This window comes from Microbacterium sp. YJN-G (assembly GCF_015040615.1).
Classification (GTDB): domain Bacteria; phylum Actinomycetota; class Actinomycetes; order Actinomycetales; family Microbacteriaceae; genus Microbacterium.
Genome location: NZ_CP060402.1, coordinates 2,348,919 through 2,366,105 on the forward strand (window position 1 = coordinate 2,348,919; position 17,187 = coordinate 2,366,105).

At 67.9% G+C, this 17,187-nt stretch carries 12 protein-coding genes; 2 read left to right on the forward strand and 10 right to left on the reverse strand.

What is annotated here, in order from left to right; translation table 11 throughout:
* Positions 1–78 precede the first annotated feature (78 nt).
* From H7694_RS11270 to H7694_RS11305, 8 genes are all read right to left on the reverse strand, one after another.
* A complete protein-coding gene (locus H7694_RS11270) occupies positions 79–1,557 on the reverse strand; it encodes a glycoside hydrolase family 43 protein (RefSeq protein WP_193596599.1) in 1,479 nt (492 codons plus the stop codon).
* Between the two features lie 86 nt (positions 1,558–1,643).
* Entirely contained in the window at positions 1,644–3,440 is a 1,797-nt protein-coding gene (locus tag H7694_RS11275) for a family 43 glycosylhydrolase (protein ID WP_193596600.1), read from the reverse strand.
* A 67-nt stretch (positions 3,441–3,507) separates the two neighbouring features.
* The gene (locus H7694_RS11280; RefSeq protein WP_193596601.1) at positions 3,508–4,374 is read right to left on the reverse strand and encodes a sugar phosphate isomerase/epimerase family protein; all 867 of its coding nucleotides are present in this window, start codon (positions 4,372–4,374) and stop codon (positions 3,508–3,510) included.
* 2 nt (positions 4,375–4,376) lie between these two features.
* On the reverse strand, positions 4,377–5,210 hold the full coding sequence (locus tag H7694_RS11285) for an SDR family NAD(P)-dependent oxidoreductase (protein WP_193596602.1): 834 nt from the start codon (positions 5,208–5,210) through the stop codon (positions 4,377–4,379).
* Between the two features lie 88 nt (positions 5,211–5,298).
* Positions 5,299–6,096, reverse strand: coding sequence for an SDR family NAD(P)-dependent oxidoreductase (locus tag H7694_RS11290; protein ID WP_193596603.1), 798 nt, complete (start codon positions 6,094–6,096; stop codon positions 5,299–5,301).
* A 2-nt stretch (positions 6,097–6,098) separates the two neighbouring features.
* Entirely contained in the window at positions 6,099–7,328 is a 1,230-nt protein-coding gene (locus tag H7694_RS11295) for a family 1 glycosylhydrolase (protein WP_193596604.1), read from the reverse strand.
* 38 nt (positions 7,329–7,366) lie between these two features.
* A complete protein-coding gene (locus H7694_RS11300; RefSeq protein ID WP_227468078.1) occupies positions 7,367–10,030 on the reverse strand; it encodes a family 78 glycoside hydrolase catalytic domain in 2,664 nt (887 codons plus the stop codon).
* A 19-nt stretch (positions 10,031–10,049) separates the two neighbouring features.
* Complete coding sequence (locus tag H7694_RS11305) at positions 10,050–11,345, reverse strand: MFS transporter (protein ID WP_227468079.1); 1,296 nt, start codon at positions 11,343–11,345, stop codon at positions 10,050–10,052.
* Between the two features lie 155 nt (positions 11,346–11,500).
* On the opposite strand from H7694_RS11305, the gene H7694_RS11310 reads away from it, so the two are divergent.
* Positions 11,501–12,142: a TetR/AcrR family transcriptional regulator gene (locus H7694_RS11310; RefSeq protein ID WP_227468080.1), complete on the forward strand. Its 642-nt coding sequence runs from the start codon at positions 11,501–11,503 to the stop codon at positions 12,140–12,142.
* A gap of 11 nt (positions 12,143–12,153) precedes the next feature.
* Here the strand turns inward: H7694_RS11310 and H7694_RS11315 are convergent, their stop codons facing one another.
* Positions 12,154–13,392 carry an MFS transporter gene (locus H7694_RS11315; protein WP_193596605.1) on the reverse strand — a complete coding sequence of 413 codons (1,239 nt, stop codon included), beginning with the start codon at positions 13,390–13,392 and terminating at the stop codon, positions 12,154–12,156.
* Between the two features lie 180 nt (positions 13,393–13,572).
* On the opposite strand from H7694_RS11315, the gene H7694_RS11320 reads away from it, so the two are divergent.
* Positions 13,573–14,403 carry a DeoR/GlpR family DNA-binding transcription regulator gene (locus H7694_RS11320; RefSeq protein ID WP_193596606.1) on the forward strand — a complete coding sequence of 277 codons (831 nt, stop codon included), beginning with the start codon at positions 13,573–13,575 and terminating at the stop codon, positions 14,401–14,403.
* Here H7694_RS11320 and H7694_RS11325 read toward each other — a convergent pair.
* A complete protein-coding gene (locus H7694_RS11325; protein WP_193596607.1) occupies positions 14,394–17,084 on the reverse strand; it encodes an alpha-L-rhamnosidase in 2,691 nt (896 codons plus the stop codon). The genes H7694_RS11320 and H7694_RS11325 overlap by 10 nt on opposite strands.
* Positions 17,085–17,187: the final 103 nt, after the last annotated feature.

Genomic DNA, 17,187 nt, shown 5'->3' on the forward strand with positions numbered 1-17,187 from the left:
GCATGAGTCAAGCACAGATTCGCGGGGCTGGCAACCGATTGCCCGCCCCGCGAATCTGTGTGTGAAGCGCTTCGGCGGTTAGGCGTGCCCCGCCCACCCGAGGTCCTCGACCTCGATTCGTCGAACGAGGACATCGTCAGCGAGCGCCTCGACCCCGACCACTCGGCCTGTGAACCCACCAGCCACTTCGGTCGACAGGTATCGTCCGTCGAACTCTGCGAGCACATGAAGTTCACCGTGCGCCCGATACCCCAGACGCAGCAGATCGGGGCCGCGCGGTGCCCCGCGTTCGACGTCAGGCTGGACGGACTGGATCTCGAGCGTGACATCATCCGCGATCTCGGCCGAGGCGAGGACCTGGTCGACCGGGCCGATCACCGCGCGTGCGCGCACAACGCCCGACTCGCGCTCGACGATCGCCTGGTGGGAATCGTCCATGCGCACGGACAACGCGACGTCGCCGACGGCATCGACTCGAGCTGCCCACGTCTGGCACTCCACTCGCACCGCGAGCAGGTTCTCCGCCGCGCGCGACGCCACTGCGCGCCCGCGACGGAGCCTCAGCCCCGCACCGTCCGGAGCAGTCTCTGTGAACGACCCCGGGTCTACGCCTGGGGCGATCCAGCGAGGGTGGAAGGTGGTTCCCGAAAAGTCGTCGACGAAAGATCGCGACGTGTCGTGGACATCGAACGCAGCCTCGTCCACGAAAGGCCAGTCATCCCTCCACTCGACCCCTGCGAGGAAAGTCTCACGGCCGTTCGTATGCCAGCGCGGGAACGAACCCCGGGGCCGCGTGCCGAGGAACACGATCGCCCACGTGCCATCGGCCCGCTCCACCAGGTCGGCGTGCCCGGTCGACTGAACTGCGGCTCCCGTGCTGCGGTGAGTCAGGATCGGGTTGTCGGGATGAGGCTCGAAGGGTCCGTCGGGGCTCTGCGAACGCGCAACGGTCACCATGTGGCCGGGGCCCGTCCCCCCTTCTGCCACGACGAGGTACCACCAACACCCCCGCCGGATCAGGTGCGGACCTTCCGCGTGCGCCCCGCCGGTGCCCCGCCATATCTCTCGCACCTCGGAGAGAACTGCGCCTGTGTGCGGATCGATCACGGCCTGGGAGATCCCGCCGCGAACCACATCGCTCCACGTCAGACGGCACAGTCCGGCCTCGTCCCACGCGAGGTCCGGATCGATGCCGACCAGCCCGGGGACGTAGACCGGGTCACTCCACGGGCCTGCCGGGTCAGCGGCGTGGACGAGCAGATGCCCCCGAGTGATCTCGTGGAGATTGGTCGTCACCATCCAGAACAGACCGTCGTGATGACGCAGCGTCGGGGCATAGATCCCGCCGCTGGCACCGCCGATACCGGCCCTGGTGACGAGCTGCTCCGGACGATCGAGGACGTTCCCGATCTGCTCCCACTCGACGAGATCCCGGGACCGGTGGACAGGCACGCCCGGGAAGTACTCGAAGGTCGAGTTGACGAGGAAGTAGTCCTCACCCACACGACAGATCGATGGGTCCGGATGAAAGCCGGGCAACACGGGTGACGTCGACATGGGGAACCTCCATGGGAATCAGGGCGCATATCGTGCGCTGGTTTGCTGCGCCCCCGTCACGTCGAGCGTGGGCGGCCGGTCATGAGCTACCGGACGATCGGAACAATGGCGCCGCTCGTCACCCCGGCTCCGTTGAATGCGTCCACCGCGACCCAGTACTCGACGCCGGCATTCAAGGCGCCCAGATCGAGTGACTGGTGCGCACCGTGGAGCATCCAGCTGTGGTAGAGCTTGTCGGGCGCGAGTCCCCAACGCACGTTGTAACCCTGCGCACCCGCCGATGCATCCCACTCGATCAGCGCGGACAGCTCACCGGTCCGACGTGCACGCGCGACAGCCGCTGACGGTGCCGGACCGTCCGCACGGCCGAACACGCGCAGCCCGGAGACCGCGAAGTGGGCGCCGAAGGGAAGCCGACCTGCCGTCACACGTACGAATCGGGCCTCGCGTTCGGCGTCAAAGACGACGAGCGCGTGGGGACGGTCGGCGCCGTCCCCACGCGTGTCGAGAACGGTTTCCCAGGACTCGCCGTCCAGGGACACATCGATCCAGAGCTCTGCGGCTTCCGCATCGAGGTACATCGCGCGCCACGAGTGGCCGTAGTCCGCGCCGCCGGGAGCCTCCGGTGCCCGTGCGGCGAGCTCATGGTCGGCGACGTTCACCTGGATGGCACCGATGGACATCGGGCGCTCGAGGTCGACGGTGAGGCTCTCCCCCGTCGCATCGGTGGCTGCCACCCACCAGTCGCGGACATCCTCATCGACGGCCAGCTCGGGTCCGTGCGCCTCGAGCGAGCTCGACGCCGTGGCCCGAGCGCCGTACGAGAGGAGCATCCACGGGGGCGGAGCCCACGGGTCGGCCGGTCCGTCCGGGACGCGGACAGGGTAGTCGGCGAAGTTCTGGTTGCAGAAGAGCACCCCGTCCTCATCGAAGCCCGCGGGGAAGAGTCCCATCCTGCGCTCGAAGATGTCGTTGACGCAGATGCGCATGGTCGCTGCGTGCCACCAGTTGCCGTGGACGTCCTGGAAGGTGCTTCCGTGTCCGGCACCGGTGATGAAGCCTCCGGGCTTGGACGAGAAAGGGCTGAAGGACGAGTACTCGAAGGGGCCGAGCGGGGTGGACCCGGTGTAGTACCCGTCGGCGTAGGTGTTGGTCTGTGTCGCAGGCGCTGCGTACTGCAGGTAATACGTGTCGTCCCGCTTGTTCATCCAGGCGCCTTCGATGAACGGCTGATCGCTCCTGAATTGGGCCGCAAGGCGCTCCTCGGGCGTGCGGGGCTCCTCTTTGCGGTAGTTCTCACCCGTCCGCTCCCAGCCGTGCTCAGCGATGTCGGAAGCGATGAGAGCTTTCGGCTCGGTCGTGGGCAGGAGCGTCTCCGGGTCGAGGACGACCGCCTGAATGGGCGTGACGTTGTCGCAGCCCCAGTACAGGTACACCGATCGATCGTCGTCCTGGTAGAGGTGCGGGTCCCAGAAGGGGAACGTGCCAGGTGAAACCTGCTCGAAGTCGTCAGAGAGAGGCGCGACGCTGCGGAAGAACGGCGAATCCGTCTTGCGGGATGCCGAGATGTACAGGGCACCGTCGATCTCGCGCACGTCCGGCGCGTAGTCGAACGCGGGGAGCTTCTGAGTCGGTGCGAAGTCCCACGTCACGAGGTCGAGCGAATGCCAGAAGCCTGCAGACATCGAAGCGAACATGAAGTAGCGCCCGTCGTACAGCACGATCGATGGGTCCGCCGCTTCGCGGTGGACGCTGCGCCGGGGATCACTGATTCGATGGCCGCCGACAACTCCGGTGAACCGGATGTCCTGGTAGCGGTACGACAAGTCGAGCGGGTTGCAGAAGTGCGCAGGTGCAGCACCTGACGGTCGGGGATCGGTCATCGGAGGCCGGCCTTTCTTGGGTCGTGGTCGGATCGGTGTGTCGTCGTGCGAGGCCGCGTCGGTACCTTCACAGGAGTCTGCGGAGCACCTCGGCGCTCACCTCGGCGCTGCGCAGCGGCGAGCCGTCGATCCAGTTTTTGTGGGTTTCGAGGATGACTGCCTCAACGTTCAGCGCAGTTGCGCGCGCAACGATCGCGTCGATCGGCATGTTGCCGGTACCGAGCTCCACGCTGTCCGCCTTGACGATGGGCGTCAACGTCGGTCCGGCGATACGAGACCCGCGATCGGTGATGTGCAGCAGGCGCACACGTCCACCGAGTTCGTCGAGCAGCCTGAGCGGATCCGCGCCGGCCGTGGCCGCCCAGAAGGCATCGAGCTCGAACCCGACGGCATCCTCGTCCGTCTGGGCGGCAAGCGCGGCGAACGCCGTTGCGCCCGAGGCCAGTCTCCGGAACTCCGCGGTGTGGTTGTGGTAGAGGAGTCGTATGCCGTCACCCGCGAGAGCCCGACCGGCAGTCGTGAGCCGCCGGGCGAGCTGTCCCACCGCGGTCTCGTCGCCGTAGTCGAAGCGGTGCATGCCCGTGACGACGACGTTGCGAGTACCGAACTCGACTGCCCGAGCCACGACGGCGGCCGGCTCAGACTCGATCGTGCCGAGGTCTTCGTGCAGCGCGACAACCAACAGCCCGGACTCCGCGACCAGTCGCGGCCAGTCGAGCCGCCCGCCCCGGCCGACCGGCATACCGGCGACCTTCGTGAGCGCGCGCACGAACAGCGGCGTCGGCCGCGTCATGAAGCCGTTGAGCTCGATCGCCTCGAACCCGGCTGAGGCCAGGCGCGCGAGGGTGTCGCGCGCCCGGTTCTCGGTTGATGCGACCCGGCCGATCTGGATCTGCTGGATCGCGCGCAGCGGACGCTGCCGGGGCGAGGTCATCGTCAGAGCGTCTCGCCGGCGTCGGCGAGAAGGGTGCTGCCGGTCATGATCATCGACAGGTCGCTCGCCGCGAACAGCACGACGCGGGCGATGTCGTCGGGGGTGCCCATGCGGCCGATCATGCTTTTGTTCATGACCTCGAGTGGGGGCATCTCGATGCCTGCGGCAGCGGCCGCCTCCGCGCCGGCCTTGGCTGCGGCGAGGTTGCCTTCGGTGGGGACGAAGCTGGGCGCGACGCCGAGCACGCGGATGCCGAGCGGGGCGAGGTCGACGGCGAGCGACTTCGTCATGCCGAGCGCCGCGTGCTTCGAGCCCACATACGCAGCCATACCGGGGAACGCGACCTGCACGCCCGCCGTCGAGATGATGTTGACGATGACGCCGCCCGATCCGTCGGCCGACATCCGTCGTGCGGCCTCACGCGCACCGAGGAAGACACCGCGGGCGTTCACCGCGAACGTCGCGTCCCACATCTCGTCGGGCATCATCGTGACGGGTGCGTTGGGGAAGATCCCGGCGTTGTTGACCCAGACGTCGATACCGCCGAGCTCGGCGACAGCAAGGTCGGCCGCGGCCGCGACAGATGCCGCGTCTGCCACATCAGCGTGGGTGCTCATCACGCGGACGCCGTATCGGTCGGCGATGTCGACCGCGGCCACAGCAGCCGCATCGGCGTTGAGATCGATGAGCAGAAGGTCGGCGCCGGCTTCGGCAAGCCTCGACGCGATGGCCTTGCCGAGGCCCTGAGCGGCACCGGTGACGACGGCGCGGCGACCGTCGAGCGAGAGCAGATCGGTGAGCGGTCGGTCCGAAACGTCGGCGAAGGGGAAAGACATGGGTGCTCCTTTGCGTGCGGGGAATCAGGGGGTTCTGTCTGGTGCTCGAGGCGGGCGCTGACGAAGGCGACGTCAGCGCCCGCGGTTGTCAGTTGAGCAGTGAGCCCATCTGCTTGGCGATGAGGGTGGTGGCCCGCTTGGGGCTGAGGCGCGACAGCTTGTCCATCGCAGCGGCGTCGCCGCCGATGGTCGCGCGGTACTTGCCCTTGACCACGGCGTCGATGATGACCGCCGCCGCCGTCGACGGCGGCGTCGTCTTGTAGGCGGGCGCGTCTTGCGAACCGTCCGACAGAGCGACGCCGGAGTTCGCGGCGATGTCGGTGCCGATCGCTCCGGGGAAGACGACGGTGACGGCGACGGAGGTGTCGAGGAGCTCCGCGTAGAGGGCCTCGGTCAGCACCTTCACCGCTGCCTTGGACGCGCCGTACACGGCCTGGCCCGGCACGGGTGCGTAGGCACCCATGCTCGCGACGTTCACCAGGGCGGCTTGCGGACGCGAGGTCAGAACAGGGAGGAACGACTTGACCATGTTCATGGTTCCCCAGAAGTTCACGTTCATGACCTTCTCGATCTCCGAGTAGGGCAGGTCGTCGACCTTCACGAACTTCTGGATGACACCGGCAACGTTGATCACGGCGTCGGCCGGGCCGTGTGCCACCGCGACGGCATCCGGCAGCGCCTCGACAGCATCACGGTCGGTGATGTTCACGACGTGGGACGAGAATCGGTCGCCCGCGGTGGCGAGCGTGGCAGTGTTGTCGAGGCCGTCCTTGTTGAGGTCGACACCGGCCACGGATGCGCCGGCGGCCAGAAGCTGAAGTGTCACTTCACGGCCGATGCCGTTGCCGGCTCCGGTGACGACGAAGGTCTTGCCCGAGATCTTCATGGTCAGGCCTCCGTCGGCAGGGCGTTGCGCTGTGCGACCGCGCCGAGCCAGCCGAGGCTGGGCTTGGGGCTACGGACGAATGTGTCGCGATCGACGGCGATGAGGCCGAACGTCGGCTCCCAGTGGCCCCACTCGAAGTTGTCGAGCAGGGTCCAGTGCAGGTACCCGCGGACGTCGATGCCGTCGGCGATCGTGCCGAGCAGCCCCTCGAGTGCCTCACCGGTGTAGCGGATGCGCTGGGTGTCGTCGGCCGTCGCGATGCCGTTCTCGGTGATCACGATCGGCGTGTGCTCGCTGACCTCCCACGCGTGACGCACGGCCATCGCGAGCGAGTCGGGACGGTAGGCGGTGCCGACGAGGGTGTTGTCGGGGTGAGGCGGGTGCGGCACCAGCCCGTTCGCGTCGACCTGCTGGCTCGAGTAGGCCTGCACGCCGACGAAGTCGTCGCCGCGGCTGCCTTCCCAGTAGACGTCTTCCTTGCCATAGCGGATCTGGAGCAGCTTGTCCTCGCCGCCGGGGGCTGCGGTCAGCGCGCCTGCGGCGATGGTCCAGCCGACCTTCGCGTTGGTGCGGGCGCGTACGATCTCGCGTGCCGCGTGGTGGATGCGGGTGAACATGCGGCCGATCTCGGGATCGGCGTACGTGAGGAACTCGCCGTGCGACTTCTTCTTCTCGTCGTCGCCTTCCGCCTCGACGGTGGGGCTGGTCCAGTCGCCGCCCGAGGCTGCGAGGTGGCGCATCGCGGTCATGATGGCGGCCTGCATGTTGGGCTCGTTCATGGTGACGACCCACTCGACCCCGTCGAGGATCGTGCACGCCTGCTCGACGAACGCGCAGAACAGCTCCTGCGCCTCGGGTCCGTCCCAGCCGCCGAGCCCCGCGAACCACTGGGGGGTTGTGAAGTGCTGCAGGGTGACGACCGGGGTCACGCCCTTCTCGAAGCAGAACTCGATCATGCGACGGTAGTGGGCGAGCTCGGCCTTGGAGAAGTATCCGCGCACCGGCTCGATGCGCGACCACTCCAGGCTGAACCGGTAGGAGGTGAGGCCTGCGTCGGCGAGCAGCTGGATGTCTTCGCGGTAGCGGTGGTAGCTGTCCACCGCGTCGCCCGACAGTTCCATGCCCGGCATCATCTGCTCTCGGGCCCACCAGTCGCTGTTGACGTTGTTGCCCTCGATCTGGTGGCCTGCGGTCGCGGCGCCCCACAGGAAGCCGTCTGGGAAGCTGGTCATGTTCGTGCTCTCTTTCGCGTCGATGCGTCGGATACGCGTCACCGGGCGGTGACGGCAGCGGTGAGGGATGCCGGAAGACCGGCGATCTGGTCGAATCGGCCGGGGCCGGCGGCGTGGACAGTGCCGTCGGGGAAGACGACGCGGGCGATGGTGCTCACCGGGATGTCGGCGGTGATGCGGATGGCCTCGCCTTCGACTCGCCACTCGACGGCGATCTCGCCCTGGGGGCCGTCGTGGGTGCCGCGTGCCCAGGTCATGCCCGGCGCGGGCACGGGAGAGATCGTGATCTTCTCCCACGCGACCGAGTCGGCGTCCTGCTGCAGCCCCAACGTGTGGGTGTGGAGGAAGCGGATGACGGCGCCCTTGCTGTAGTGGTTGAGCGAGTCATGGGCGGTGCCGTGCTCGTCGATGCCCTCCCAGTCCTCCCAGATGGTCGTCGCGCCGCGGTCGACCATGTACAGCCATGACGGCGTGGTCCGCTGCCCCAGCAGCGCGTAGGCGAGGTCGGCGCGCCCCGCATCCGCGAGCACGGGGAGCAGGTCTCCGGTCGCGAGGAAGCCGGTGGCAAGGTGCGTGTCGTTCTCCTGGATCAGCTCGACGAGCCGCTCGACCGCGGCCGCACGCAGGTCGGCGGGGACCAGGCCGAACGACAGAGCGCGCACATAGGCGGCCTGGGTGTCGGTCGCTGTCGTGCCGTCACTGTTCAGGTAGCCCAGACGCCAGGCGTCGGCGACCTTGTCGGCGGTCTCGGCGTAGCGCGCAGCATCCGTCTCGTGTCCGAGGATCTCGGCGATCCGGGCGAGCGTCGCGGTCGACCGGTGCAGATAGGCGGTACCCACCTCGCCCTTGTCGGCCATGAACCACGCCATCGGATTGTGCTTGATCGGGTCGACGCGGTTGCCGTCGGCGTCGCGTTCCTTGGGCTCGGTCCACTCGCCCCAGTGGAACGTGCCGTCCCAGAGGTACTGCTCGAACGACTCCGGCTCGGGCGACGCCTGCACCCGGGCGTGGTGGCGGGTGGTGCGGGCCTTCTCGAGCGCCCACTCCACCCAGCGCACCATGGCGTCGTAGTTCTCGGCGAGCACCTCGCGGTCGCCGTACGAGAGGTACATCTCCCACGGCACGGCGACGATCGCGTCGCCCCAGCCCGACGAACCGGTCATCATCGCGAACTGGTCGTCGAGGTGGTGCTTGATGCGACGGCCGTCCGGAGAGAAGTTCGCGATGCGACCGTCATCGAGCTGGTCGTCACGCACCGAGCGCAACCACTTGCGGGTGAAGCCGAGCACGTCATACAGGCGCGTCGCGGTGGGCGCGAACACCTGGTAGTCGCCACTCCAGGCGAGCCGCTCGCGGGTCGGGCAGTCGGTGGGGACATCGACCGCGTTGCCGCGGAAGCTCCAGTCGGCGATCTCGTGCAGCCGGTTCAGATCCTCGTCGCTGCTGGCGAAGGTGCCGGCTCGGGCGAGGTCTGTCTGAACGATCTGCATCGTGATGGACGTCGGGTCGAATCCTGCGCCCCGACGGCTGAGGCGCACGTACTGGAAGCCGTGGACGGTGTGACGCGGCTCGAACACATCGCCCGCAGCGCCGGCGATGACCTCGTCGCGCTGGACGAACGCCTTGCGCCCCTCAGGCCGCTCGGAGTCGAGGTGCGCCGTCGACAGGTCGCCTGAGGCATCCACATACTCGCCGTAGTCGATCTCGGTGCGCGTACCTGGAACGCCGAGGTCGTTGAGACGAACCCAGCCCGAGGTGTTCTGCCCGAAGTCGACGACCCAGACTCCCGGTCGGATCTCGCGCGATGAGACCGGCGCGCGGGTCTCCACGACGCGCACGGGCGGCGCGGGCGACCACTCGATCGCAGGCGCGTCGGCGACCGCTCCGACACGGACCGGCTCGCCCGCCTCGATGTCGAGCGTGAAGTCGACGGTCTGGCCGTCCATCAGATCCGCACGTGTCAGCGTGGACGGGACGCTGACCCACTCTTCATCGGTGCAGATGACACGGACGGTTCCGTCTTCGAGGGTCGCGTGCAGCTCGGCGCGCGCGCCGAGCACGGTCCCCCATCCAGCCGGGAGCCGGAAGGCACCGACCTGCCCGCGGTACCAGCCGTCGGACAACTCGATCTCGATCACGTTCACACCAACGGCGAGAGACCCCGTGACGTCGTGCGCCTGCGCGTACAGGGTGCGATCGTACGAGGTCGAACCCGGCGCCAGCTCGTCGGTGCCGACGCGTTGACCATTGACAGTAGCGGTATAGAGACCGAGCGCCGTCGCGTACAGACGTGCGGTGACGACTCCGTCGGGAAGCGTGAACTCCCCGCGCAGGACGTGCGCGCGCCGTTTGCCGTAGCCGGCGTCGACCGACTCGACCGGCGACACCCAGGCGGCACGCCAGTCTTCGTCGAGGAGGCCGACCTCGAACGAGGCCCAGTCCGACCACGCGGCATCCGTCTCGGCATGGCGCACGCGCCAGCTCACCCTGGTAGCGCTGGACAGCGCCTCGAACGGCCAGTCGATGAAGCGATGGCCGACCGTCTCGACGGTCCTCGACTCACCCCCGTCCACGCTCGACTCGATCTCGAACCGGTCGTTCTCCCCCGCAGCCTTCCACGAGAGTCTCGGGGTGGGGCCGGTGACGACGAAGTCGTCTCCCCCGCTGTCGACGGTGAGGGCGTACGGAGCGCTGCGCAGCATGTTGGTTCCTCCGGACCGGTCAGCGGACCGACTTGACCTTGAGCAGGATGATGAGGCCGCCCACGAGGGCGAAGACGGCGCCCGTGAGGTAGAGAAGCGTGTAGTTCTTCACGTCGCCGACCGCACCGATGGTGATGACGACGCCGGCGATGAGCGGCGCGATCGCACTCGGGATCTTCTGGGCGAACTGGACGAGGGCCATGTAGCGCCCGACCTGATCGCGCTCGGGGATGATCGCGTAGACGATCGCCTGGTCGACGGTCGCGAACACGGCGATCGCGAGCTGCATGAGCAGCGCACCCACGATGATCTGAGGCAGCGACCACGCCGTTGCCTCGGTGATCGCACCGAGGACGAACAGCAGGGCGGCGATGAGCACGAACAGACGTCGGCGCTTCAGCTTGTCCGAGAGGAAGCCGCCGGCCAGTGCGCCCACCGCGGCGGCGAGGACTCCGATCATGCCGACGGTGGCGACGATGCCGCCCACCTCGCGCACCGGCAGGTCGAGCCGCTGGGCATAGAAGAAGGTGCCGAACGTCGTGTTGAAGTACAGGCCGATGAAGAAGACGAATCGGCCGAGCCAGTTCCAGGCGAAGTCGGGGTACTTGCGCACGTTGAAGCCGTAGCTGGCGAACACCGACTTGGCGGTGACGTGGGCCGCAGGAGGGAGGTCCTTCGAGCTGCCCTCGGGCTTGATCAGCGGGAAGATCGCGAGCATGACCGCGCCGATGACACCGGGAACGAGGAAGACGAGCGTGGTGTTGGACGACACCGCGTACGCCACTCCGATGCCGACAACCGGCGCGATCTGGGTCATGAGGCTGGTCAGGGCCGACACCTTGCCGCGCTGGCTCTCAGGGAGCTTGTCGGCCTGCAGCAGCTGCAGCGGCGCGCCCGCGATGGACCAGCCCGACATCCCCAGCACCCAGCCGGCACCGACGACGAGCAGGTTCGGCGCGAGTGCGATGACGACCAGGCCGACGATGCCGATCACGATGCCCAGATAGACGAAGGGCGTTCGGCGCCCCCAGCGTGAACGGGTGCGGTCGCTCCAGATCCCGATCAGCGGGCTGATGACGAGGTAGGCCGCCTGCGCGGTGCCCGTGATGTAGCCCAGGACCTCTTCGTGCCCTGGCGCCAGTTCTGAGATGCGTATCGCGAGCCCGTAGGAGAGCGGCACCATCATGGCCATCGAGACGCCGAAGCTCGCCAGCATGAGCCAGAAGATGTATGAGCGGCTCATCGGCGTCTGCGGCTCTGCCGTCGACGCCTGGGGAGCAGTGGCCTGTTCGGCCGCCGACACACTGTTGGTCACCGTGACTCCTTCATCGTGCGATCCGATCCCGCGGCTGCGCGCGATCGAGGGCGAGCATGCTCGCCAAATGTAACCGACGTGGTTATCTTTGATGAAAGAGTAACCACCCTGGTTACGTTTAGCAAGCTACGTCTCGAAGTGGAAGACTCAGGAAGATGGAGATGAAGGGCATGGATGCCTCGACCGCGCCGACCGCGTCCGTCGACGCCGCTCCGCGACGGCGCGGACCGTACTCGTCGACCCCGGCTCGGCGCGCCCAGATCGTGCGCGCGGCTCTCGCGAGCATCGCCGAGCACGGTTACGAGCGCGCGTCCCTGCGCGACATCGCAGCGCGCGCCGACGTCACCCATGCCGCGCTCCTCCGACACTTCGCGAGCAAAGATGCCCTGCTTCTGGCCGCTCTCGCTCAGCGCGACGCCGACGACGAAGAATTCGCGCGTCACATCATGGAGTCGGACGTGCCCGCCGAACGCGTGCTGTCAGGCGTGCTCGAGAACGAGTTCGCGCACCCCGAGCAGGTTCGCAACTGGCTCGCGATCACCGTCGCGGCCACGAACCCCGATCATCCTGCCCACGAGTTCTTCCTCGCGCGCCGCGAGCGCATGCGCTCCCACCTGTCGAGCAGACGATTCGGCACAGACGAAGACGGCGAAGAACTCAGCGCCGACGACAAGGTGACGATGCTCATGGCGATGATCGACGGCCTTCGCATCCAAGCACTCATGGACCCCGGCCACGACATGCTGCCGCTGCTCGAGGTGTTCATGCGCCTGATCGCGAGCCCAGGCGCCGACTGAGGATGAGGTCGTCACTCGGCAGGCGTCCGACTCTCGATCAGCGGAGCCGCCGGCCGATGCCGGATGCGCCGATTCAGGGTCTCGGACATGACGAGGCCGAGGGCCACAAGGAGGAGGAGGAAGAACGGCAGGATCCACATGCCAGTCCAGGCGGACAGCCCACCGAACAGTGGCGGCATGATCGTCGACCCGGTATAGGCGGCGGCCATCTGGATGCCGATGATGGCCTGCGAGTTCCCCGCTCCGAAGTTCGCCGGAGTGGAGTGGACGATCGCGGGGTAGATCGGCGCGCAGCCGAGCCCGGCGATGACCAGCCCGGCCAATGCCGGCACATCCGTCGGAAGGGGAAGCGCCATCAGCCCGATTCCGACACCGACGAGGATGAATCCACCGCGGATGAGTGCGCGATCGCCGATGCGGTCGGCGATGAACCCGCTGAGGAATCGCCCGGCGGTGATCCCCAGCAGGAACAGCGCCCCGAAGGTGGCCGCGAGCGCCGGATCGATGCCGCGTTCTGAGACGAGGTAGGTCGAGGCCCACAGGATTGCGGTGCTCTCGATGGCGCAGTATGCGAAGAACGCGGCGAGGATGAGCAGGACTCCGGGGATGCGAAGCGCCACACCAAGGCGGACATGGCCGGTGGTGGCCCTGCCTTCCGGGCCCGGCTCGTGCGCGCGATGCGCGGCTTCGGGGCGGGCGCGGTCGACCCTCGCCCAGAGGGGCACGCTCGCGAAGAGCGCGACAGTCAGAGCGACCTGGATCAGTCCGACCGTCTGATAGGCGCTCGACCAGCCCTGCCCCGAGCTGATCGCCGCACCCATGATGAACGGGCTGATCGACGCTCCGACACCCCAGAAGCTGTGCAGCCAGTTCATGTGGCGCGCCGCGTAGTGCAGGGCGACGTAGTTGTTGAGGGCTGCATCCACCGCCCCCGCTCCCAGACCGTAGGGGATCGCCCAGAGGCACAGCATCCAGAACGAGTCCGCGAAAGCGAACCCCAGCAGCGCGGATGCCGTCATCCCGACGCTGGCCGCAGTGACAACCCCCACACCGAAGCGCCGGGTGAGTCGTTCGGACGCCAGGCTGGACGCGATGGTTCCGGCGGCGATGATCATCGTCAGGATGCCGGCGAACGCCAAGGGCACCCCGAGGTCGTCGTGCATCACCGGCCACCCCGAGCCGACGAGCGCGTCGGGCAGGCCCAGGCTGATGAAGGCGATGTAGATGATCGCAAGAAGTAGTGCGTACATGGTGTGGTGCTCTCCCCCGCAGTCTGACGGTTCAGGTCAGTGACGGGGCGCGACGGTCGAGACCCCCGACCTTCGGCCGCACGTGGTGCCATGGGCGCCACACCCGGCCGGCCGCTCCGTTGACCGGAACATCAATGTAGAGACCACAATGATCACGTGCGACGATCAGAACGCCTGAGAATGATCATTCGCTCGGTGGACTCTTCTCCCCGCAGCGTCGCGGAACTTGTCGAACTCACCCGCCTTTCGGCCGTGACGGTGCGTCGCGATCTCGCCGATCTCGCGGAGCAGGGGTTGCTCGTGCGTACGCGCGGCGGCGCGGCGCCCGCGGTTCGCCGCGGCGCCGAGTACCCGTTCGGGTTGAGGGAAGCCTCCGAGGCCGACACCAAGCGACGCCTCGCCCGCGCGGCAGCCACGATTGTCGAACCTGGGCACGCCGTCCTGATCGACAACGGCACGACGGCGCTCGCGGTCGCACGCGAGCTCGCAGGCCTCGGCATCACGGCGATGGCATTGTCCCTGCACGCCGCAGCAGCGCTTGCCGCGGTGCCCGGCAATCAGGTCCTCGTCCCCGGGGGGCCGGTCGACACCGACGATCTCGCCTTCACCAGCGCAGGCGCAGCCGACGCGGTGCGCGCGATGCGCTTCGACGTCGCGTTCATCGGCGCGTGCGCCGCCCATCCCGACCACGGCCTCACCGTCGCCACCTGGGGAGACGCACATCTCAAGCGAGCGGCGCTCGACTCCTCGACGGAACGGGTGCTCGTCGCGACTGCGGACAAATTCCACCGGACGGCAGCGCACCGCTTCGGCCGAATCGGCGACATCACCACCATCGTCACGACGGCCGACGCTGCACCATCGGTGCTCTACGATGCTCGGGAATCGGGAGCGCGCATCCTCACCGTCTCCCCCACAGATCCGCCGCACGGGGATGCGCGGCGCCCGGATGCGAGCGCCTCCTCGAGGGGAGGCACGTCGAGGTCCGGACGCTCCACGCCTCACGCGTGACGCGAGCCGGCCGCCTCCCCCTCATGTCGGGCGGGAAGAGGGCGACGAAGCGTATGAGCGCCGGGCCCGAGCACGACCGGCATCGGGTCGTGCTCGGCGGAGAAAAGGGCGGTCGTTCCGGGCGGAATGGTCACCTGGTACTCGACGTCGTCCCCGGCGATGACCCAACGGCTCTCGGCGGGTCCGTAGGGTGTGTCGATCGCGGCGCGCGCAGAGGTCAGGCCACCGCCGACGAGCGGGCGGATAGCGATGACTCGGTAGCCGGGCTCGGCAGGGCTGATGCCGGCGATCCGCTCGGTGAGGAACCGGGCCACGGAGCCGAGTGCATAGTGGTTGTGACTCATCTTGGCCTTGCCCGACTTCGTGTAGCCCTCCCACGTCTCCCACACGGTGGTCGCACCGCGTTCGACCTGCGAGAGCCACGACGGGCTGGAGGTCGCCGTCAGCAGACGCCAGGCAGTATCGACGCACCCCGCGTCCACCAGCACGTCGAGGAGGAGCGGCGTCGAGAGGAAGCCGGTGCCGAGATGGCCGCCGGCCGCGTCGATGAGGCGGCCCAGGCGTCGCGCGGCGGGCGCCTGCTCGCCCTCATCGAGGAGGCCGAAGCTCAGCGCCCGAACGTAGTCGTCCTGACGGTCGGCTCCGATGGTGCCGTCGGCGCGGAGGAAGGCCGCCCGCCACGCGTGACGGACAGCGTCGGCGAGGGCGCGGTAGCGGATCCGATCGTCGTCGCGCCCGAGGACACCGGCGATGTCTGAGAGCGTGCGGGCGGAGTGCTCCAGGTACGCGGTGGCGACGACGGCACCGTTGCGCCTTGCGTCCATCGAGGAACTGATCGCGTTTTCTCCGGGGCGGAGCCACTCGCCGAACTGGAACCCCGTGTCGACGATGAACCGCTCGATCTCGGGGTTGCGAGTTCCGCTCTTCCGCCGGCCCCGACTCGTAGCCTCTGCGGCACGTCGCGCGCATGAGTCCACCCAGGCGGTCATCGAGGCGTACTGATCGGCGAGGATGCGGGTGTCGCCGTAATACCGGTACAGCGTCCAGGGGACGAGCACGGAGGCATCGCCCCAGCCCGCCGCGGTGGTCGCGGACGCGAGATGGCCGTGGGGACCACCCGAGAACTCGGAGAACCCCGAAGGGATCACGACGGGCACAGTCCCGTCCTCGTGCTGCTCGACGGCGAGGTTGTGAAGATAGCGACGGAGGAACCATTGCGCGTCGACGAGAGTCGTGGCTGTGGGGCTGAAGACCTGGATGTCGCCTGTCCATCCTGCTCGCTCGCGCGTCGGGCAGTCGGTGGATGTGTCGACGAAGTTCGATCGCAACGACCAGTCGACGTTCTGCCAGAGCCGGTTGACGCGCGCGTCGGAGCACTCGAACTCGCCGGTATGCCGAAGCGCGGACGAGATCACGACGCCTCTCACGTCGTCGAGGGCGAGGTCAACCGGGAGCCCTCTGATCTCGACGTAGCGGAAGCCGTGGATCGTGAACCAGGGTTGCCAGTGGACGTCATGGCCGTCGAGCACGACCTCGTCGCGCTGATACCAGCGCCCTACCGGCAGCAGGTGAATGTAATCGACGTCGATCGTGCCGTCGGCCTTGATGATCTCCGAATGGGTGAGCGTCACCACGGTGCCGGCGGGGCCGCGCAGGCGCAGCCGCACCACCCCCGCGAAATTCTGCCCGAAGTCGACGATCTGCGCCCCCTTCTTCGTCCGGGTGATGGCGACGGGCGCCAGCTCGTCCACCTGCTGGACCCGCTCGACGCTCTCAGCGATCAGCGCCCGCGAATGAGTGACCAGGTGAACAGGACGGAATCCTTCCGGGGCGGCAGCGGCCACCGCCCACTCCTGGGCGATGCGCAGATCGACTCGCTCGCCCGTCTTCGGATCAGACGTGAGGATCCGGCCCGTTCCACAGGTCCACGTCTCGTCCGTGACGATCACCTGCTCCGCGCCGTCTTCGCATTCGATGACGACCTGAACGAGCCCGGCCAGTCGGTCTCCGTAGATGATCGAGTGATTCTCGAAGCCGTTCGAGCCGCGGAACCTGCCGTCCCCGACGACGAGCCCGAGGACGTTGCGCCCTGTCGCGAGAGCGTCGGTGACGTCGTAGCTGATGTACTCGACCTCCTGGTCCAGCGGGGTCCAGCGAGGGACGAGTGCGGGCCCGGTCATATCCTGGCCGTTCACAAGCAGTCGGTGCCAGCCGAGCGACGAGACATGCGCCGTCGCGCGGACGACCCGACCTGTCACGTCGGCGTCTCCCCGCAGGTAGAGCGTGGTTGCCGGGTCTTTCCGCCCGCGCGCAGGTCCCGCCACCCAAGCGGCCCGCCACTCGTCCTCGCGGAGGATCCCCGTCGCGAACGAGGAGGATGCCCACTCCGACGGCGCGACGGCGTCCGCTGCCCAGGTGCGCACCCTCCAGTGATACGTCGTCGTCGACGTGAGCGGGTCACCGGCGTACCGGATGCCGAAGGGGTCGGTGCCGGCAACTTCGCCACTGGCCCAGACTGTCGCCTCGGGGCCAAAGAGCCGACTGCGCGAGACCTGCAGCTCCCAGGCCACCTGTCCGGGCGCGTCCGCGCCGAGTCGCCAGCTGAACTCCGGGGATAGAGATCCGAGGCCCGACGGCTCGGTACGGCCGTCGGTGCGCAGATCCGTGGGGTTGACAGTCATGGTCTCGTTCTCCATCAACGTTGAGGTATATTGCACTCACGACAATACCTTGCTCACGGCTCGGATGAATCGTGAGTGAATCCGACGGCGCATCGCCGCCTGC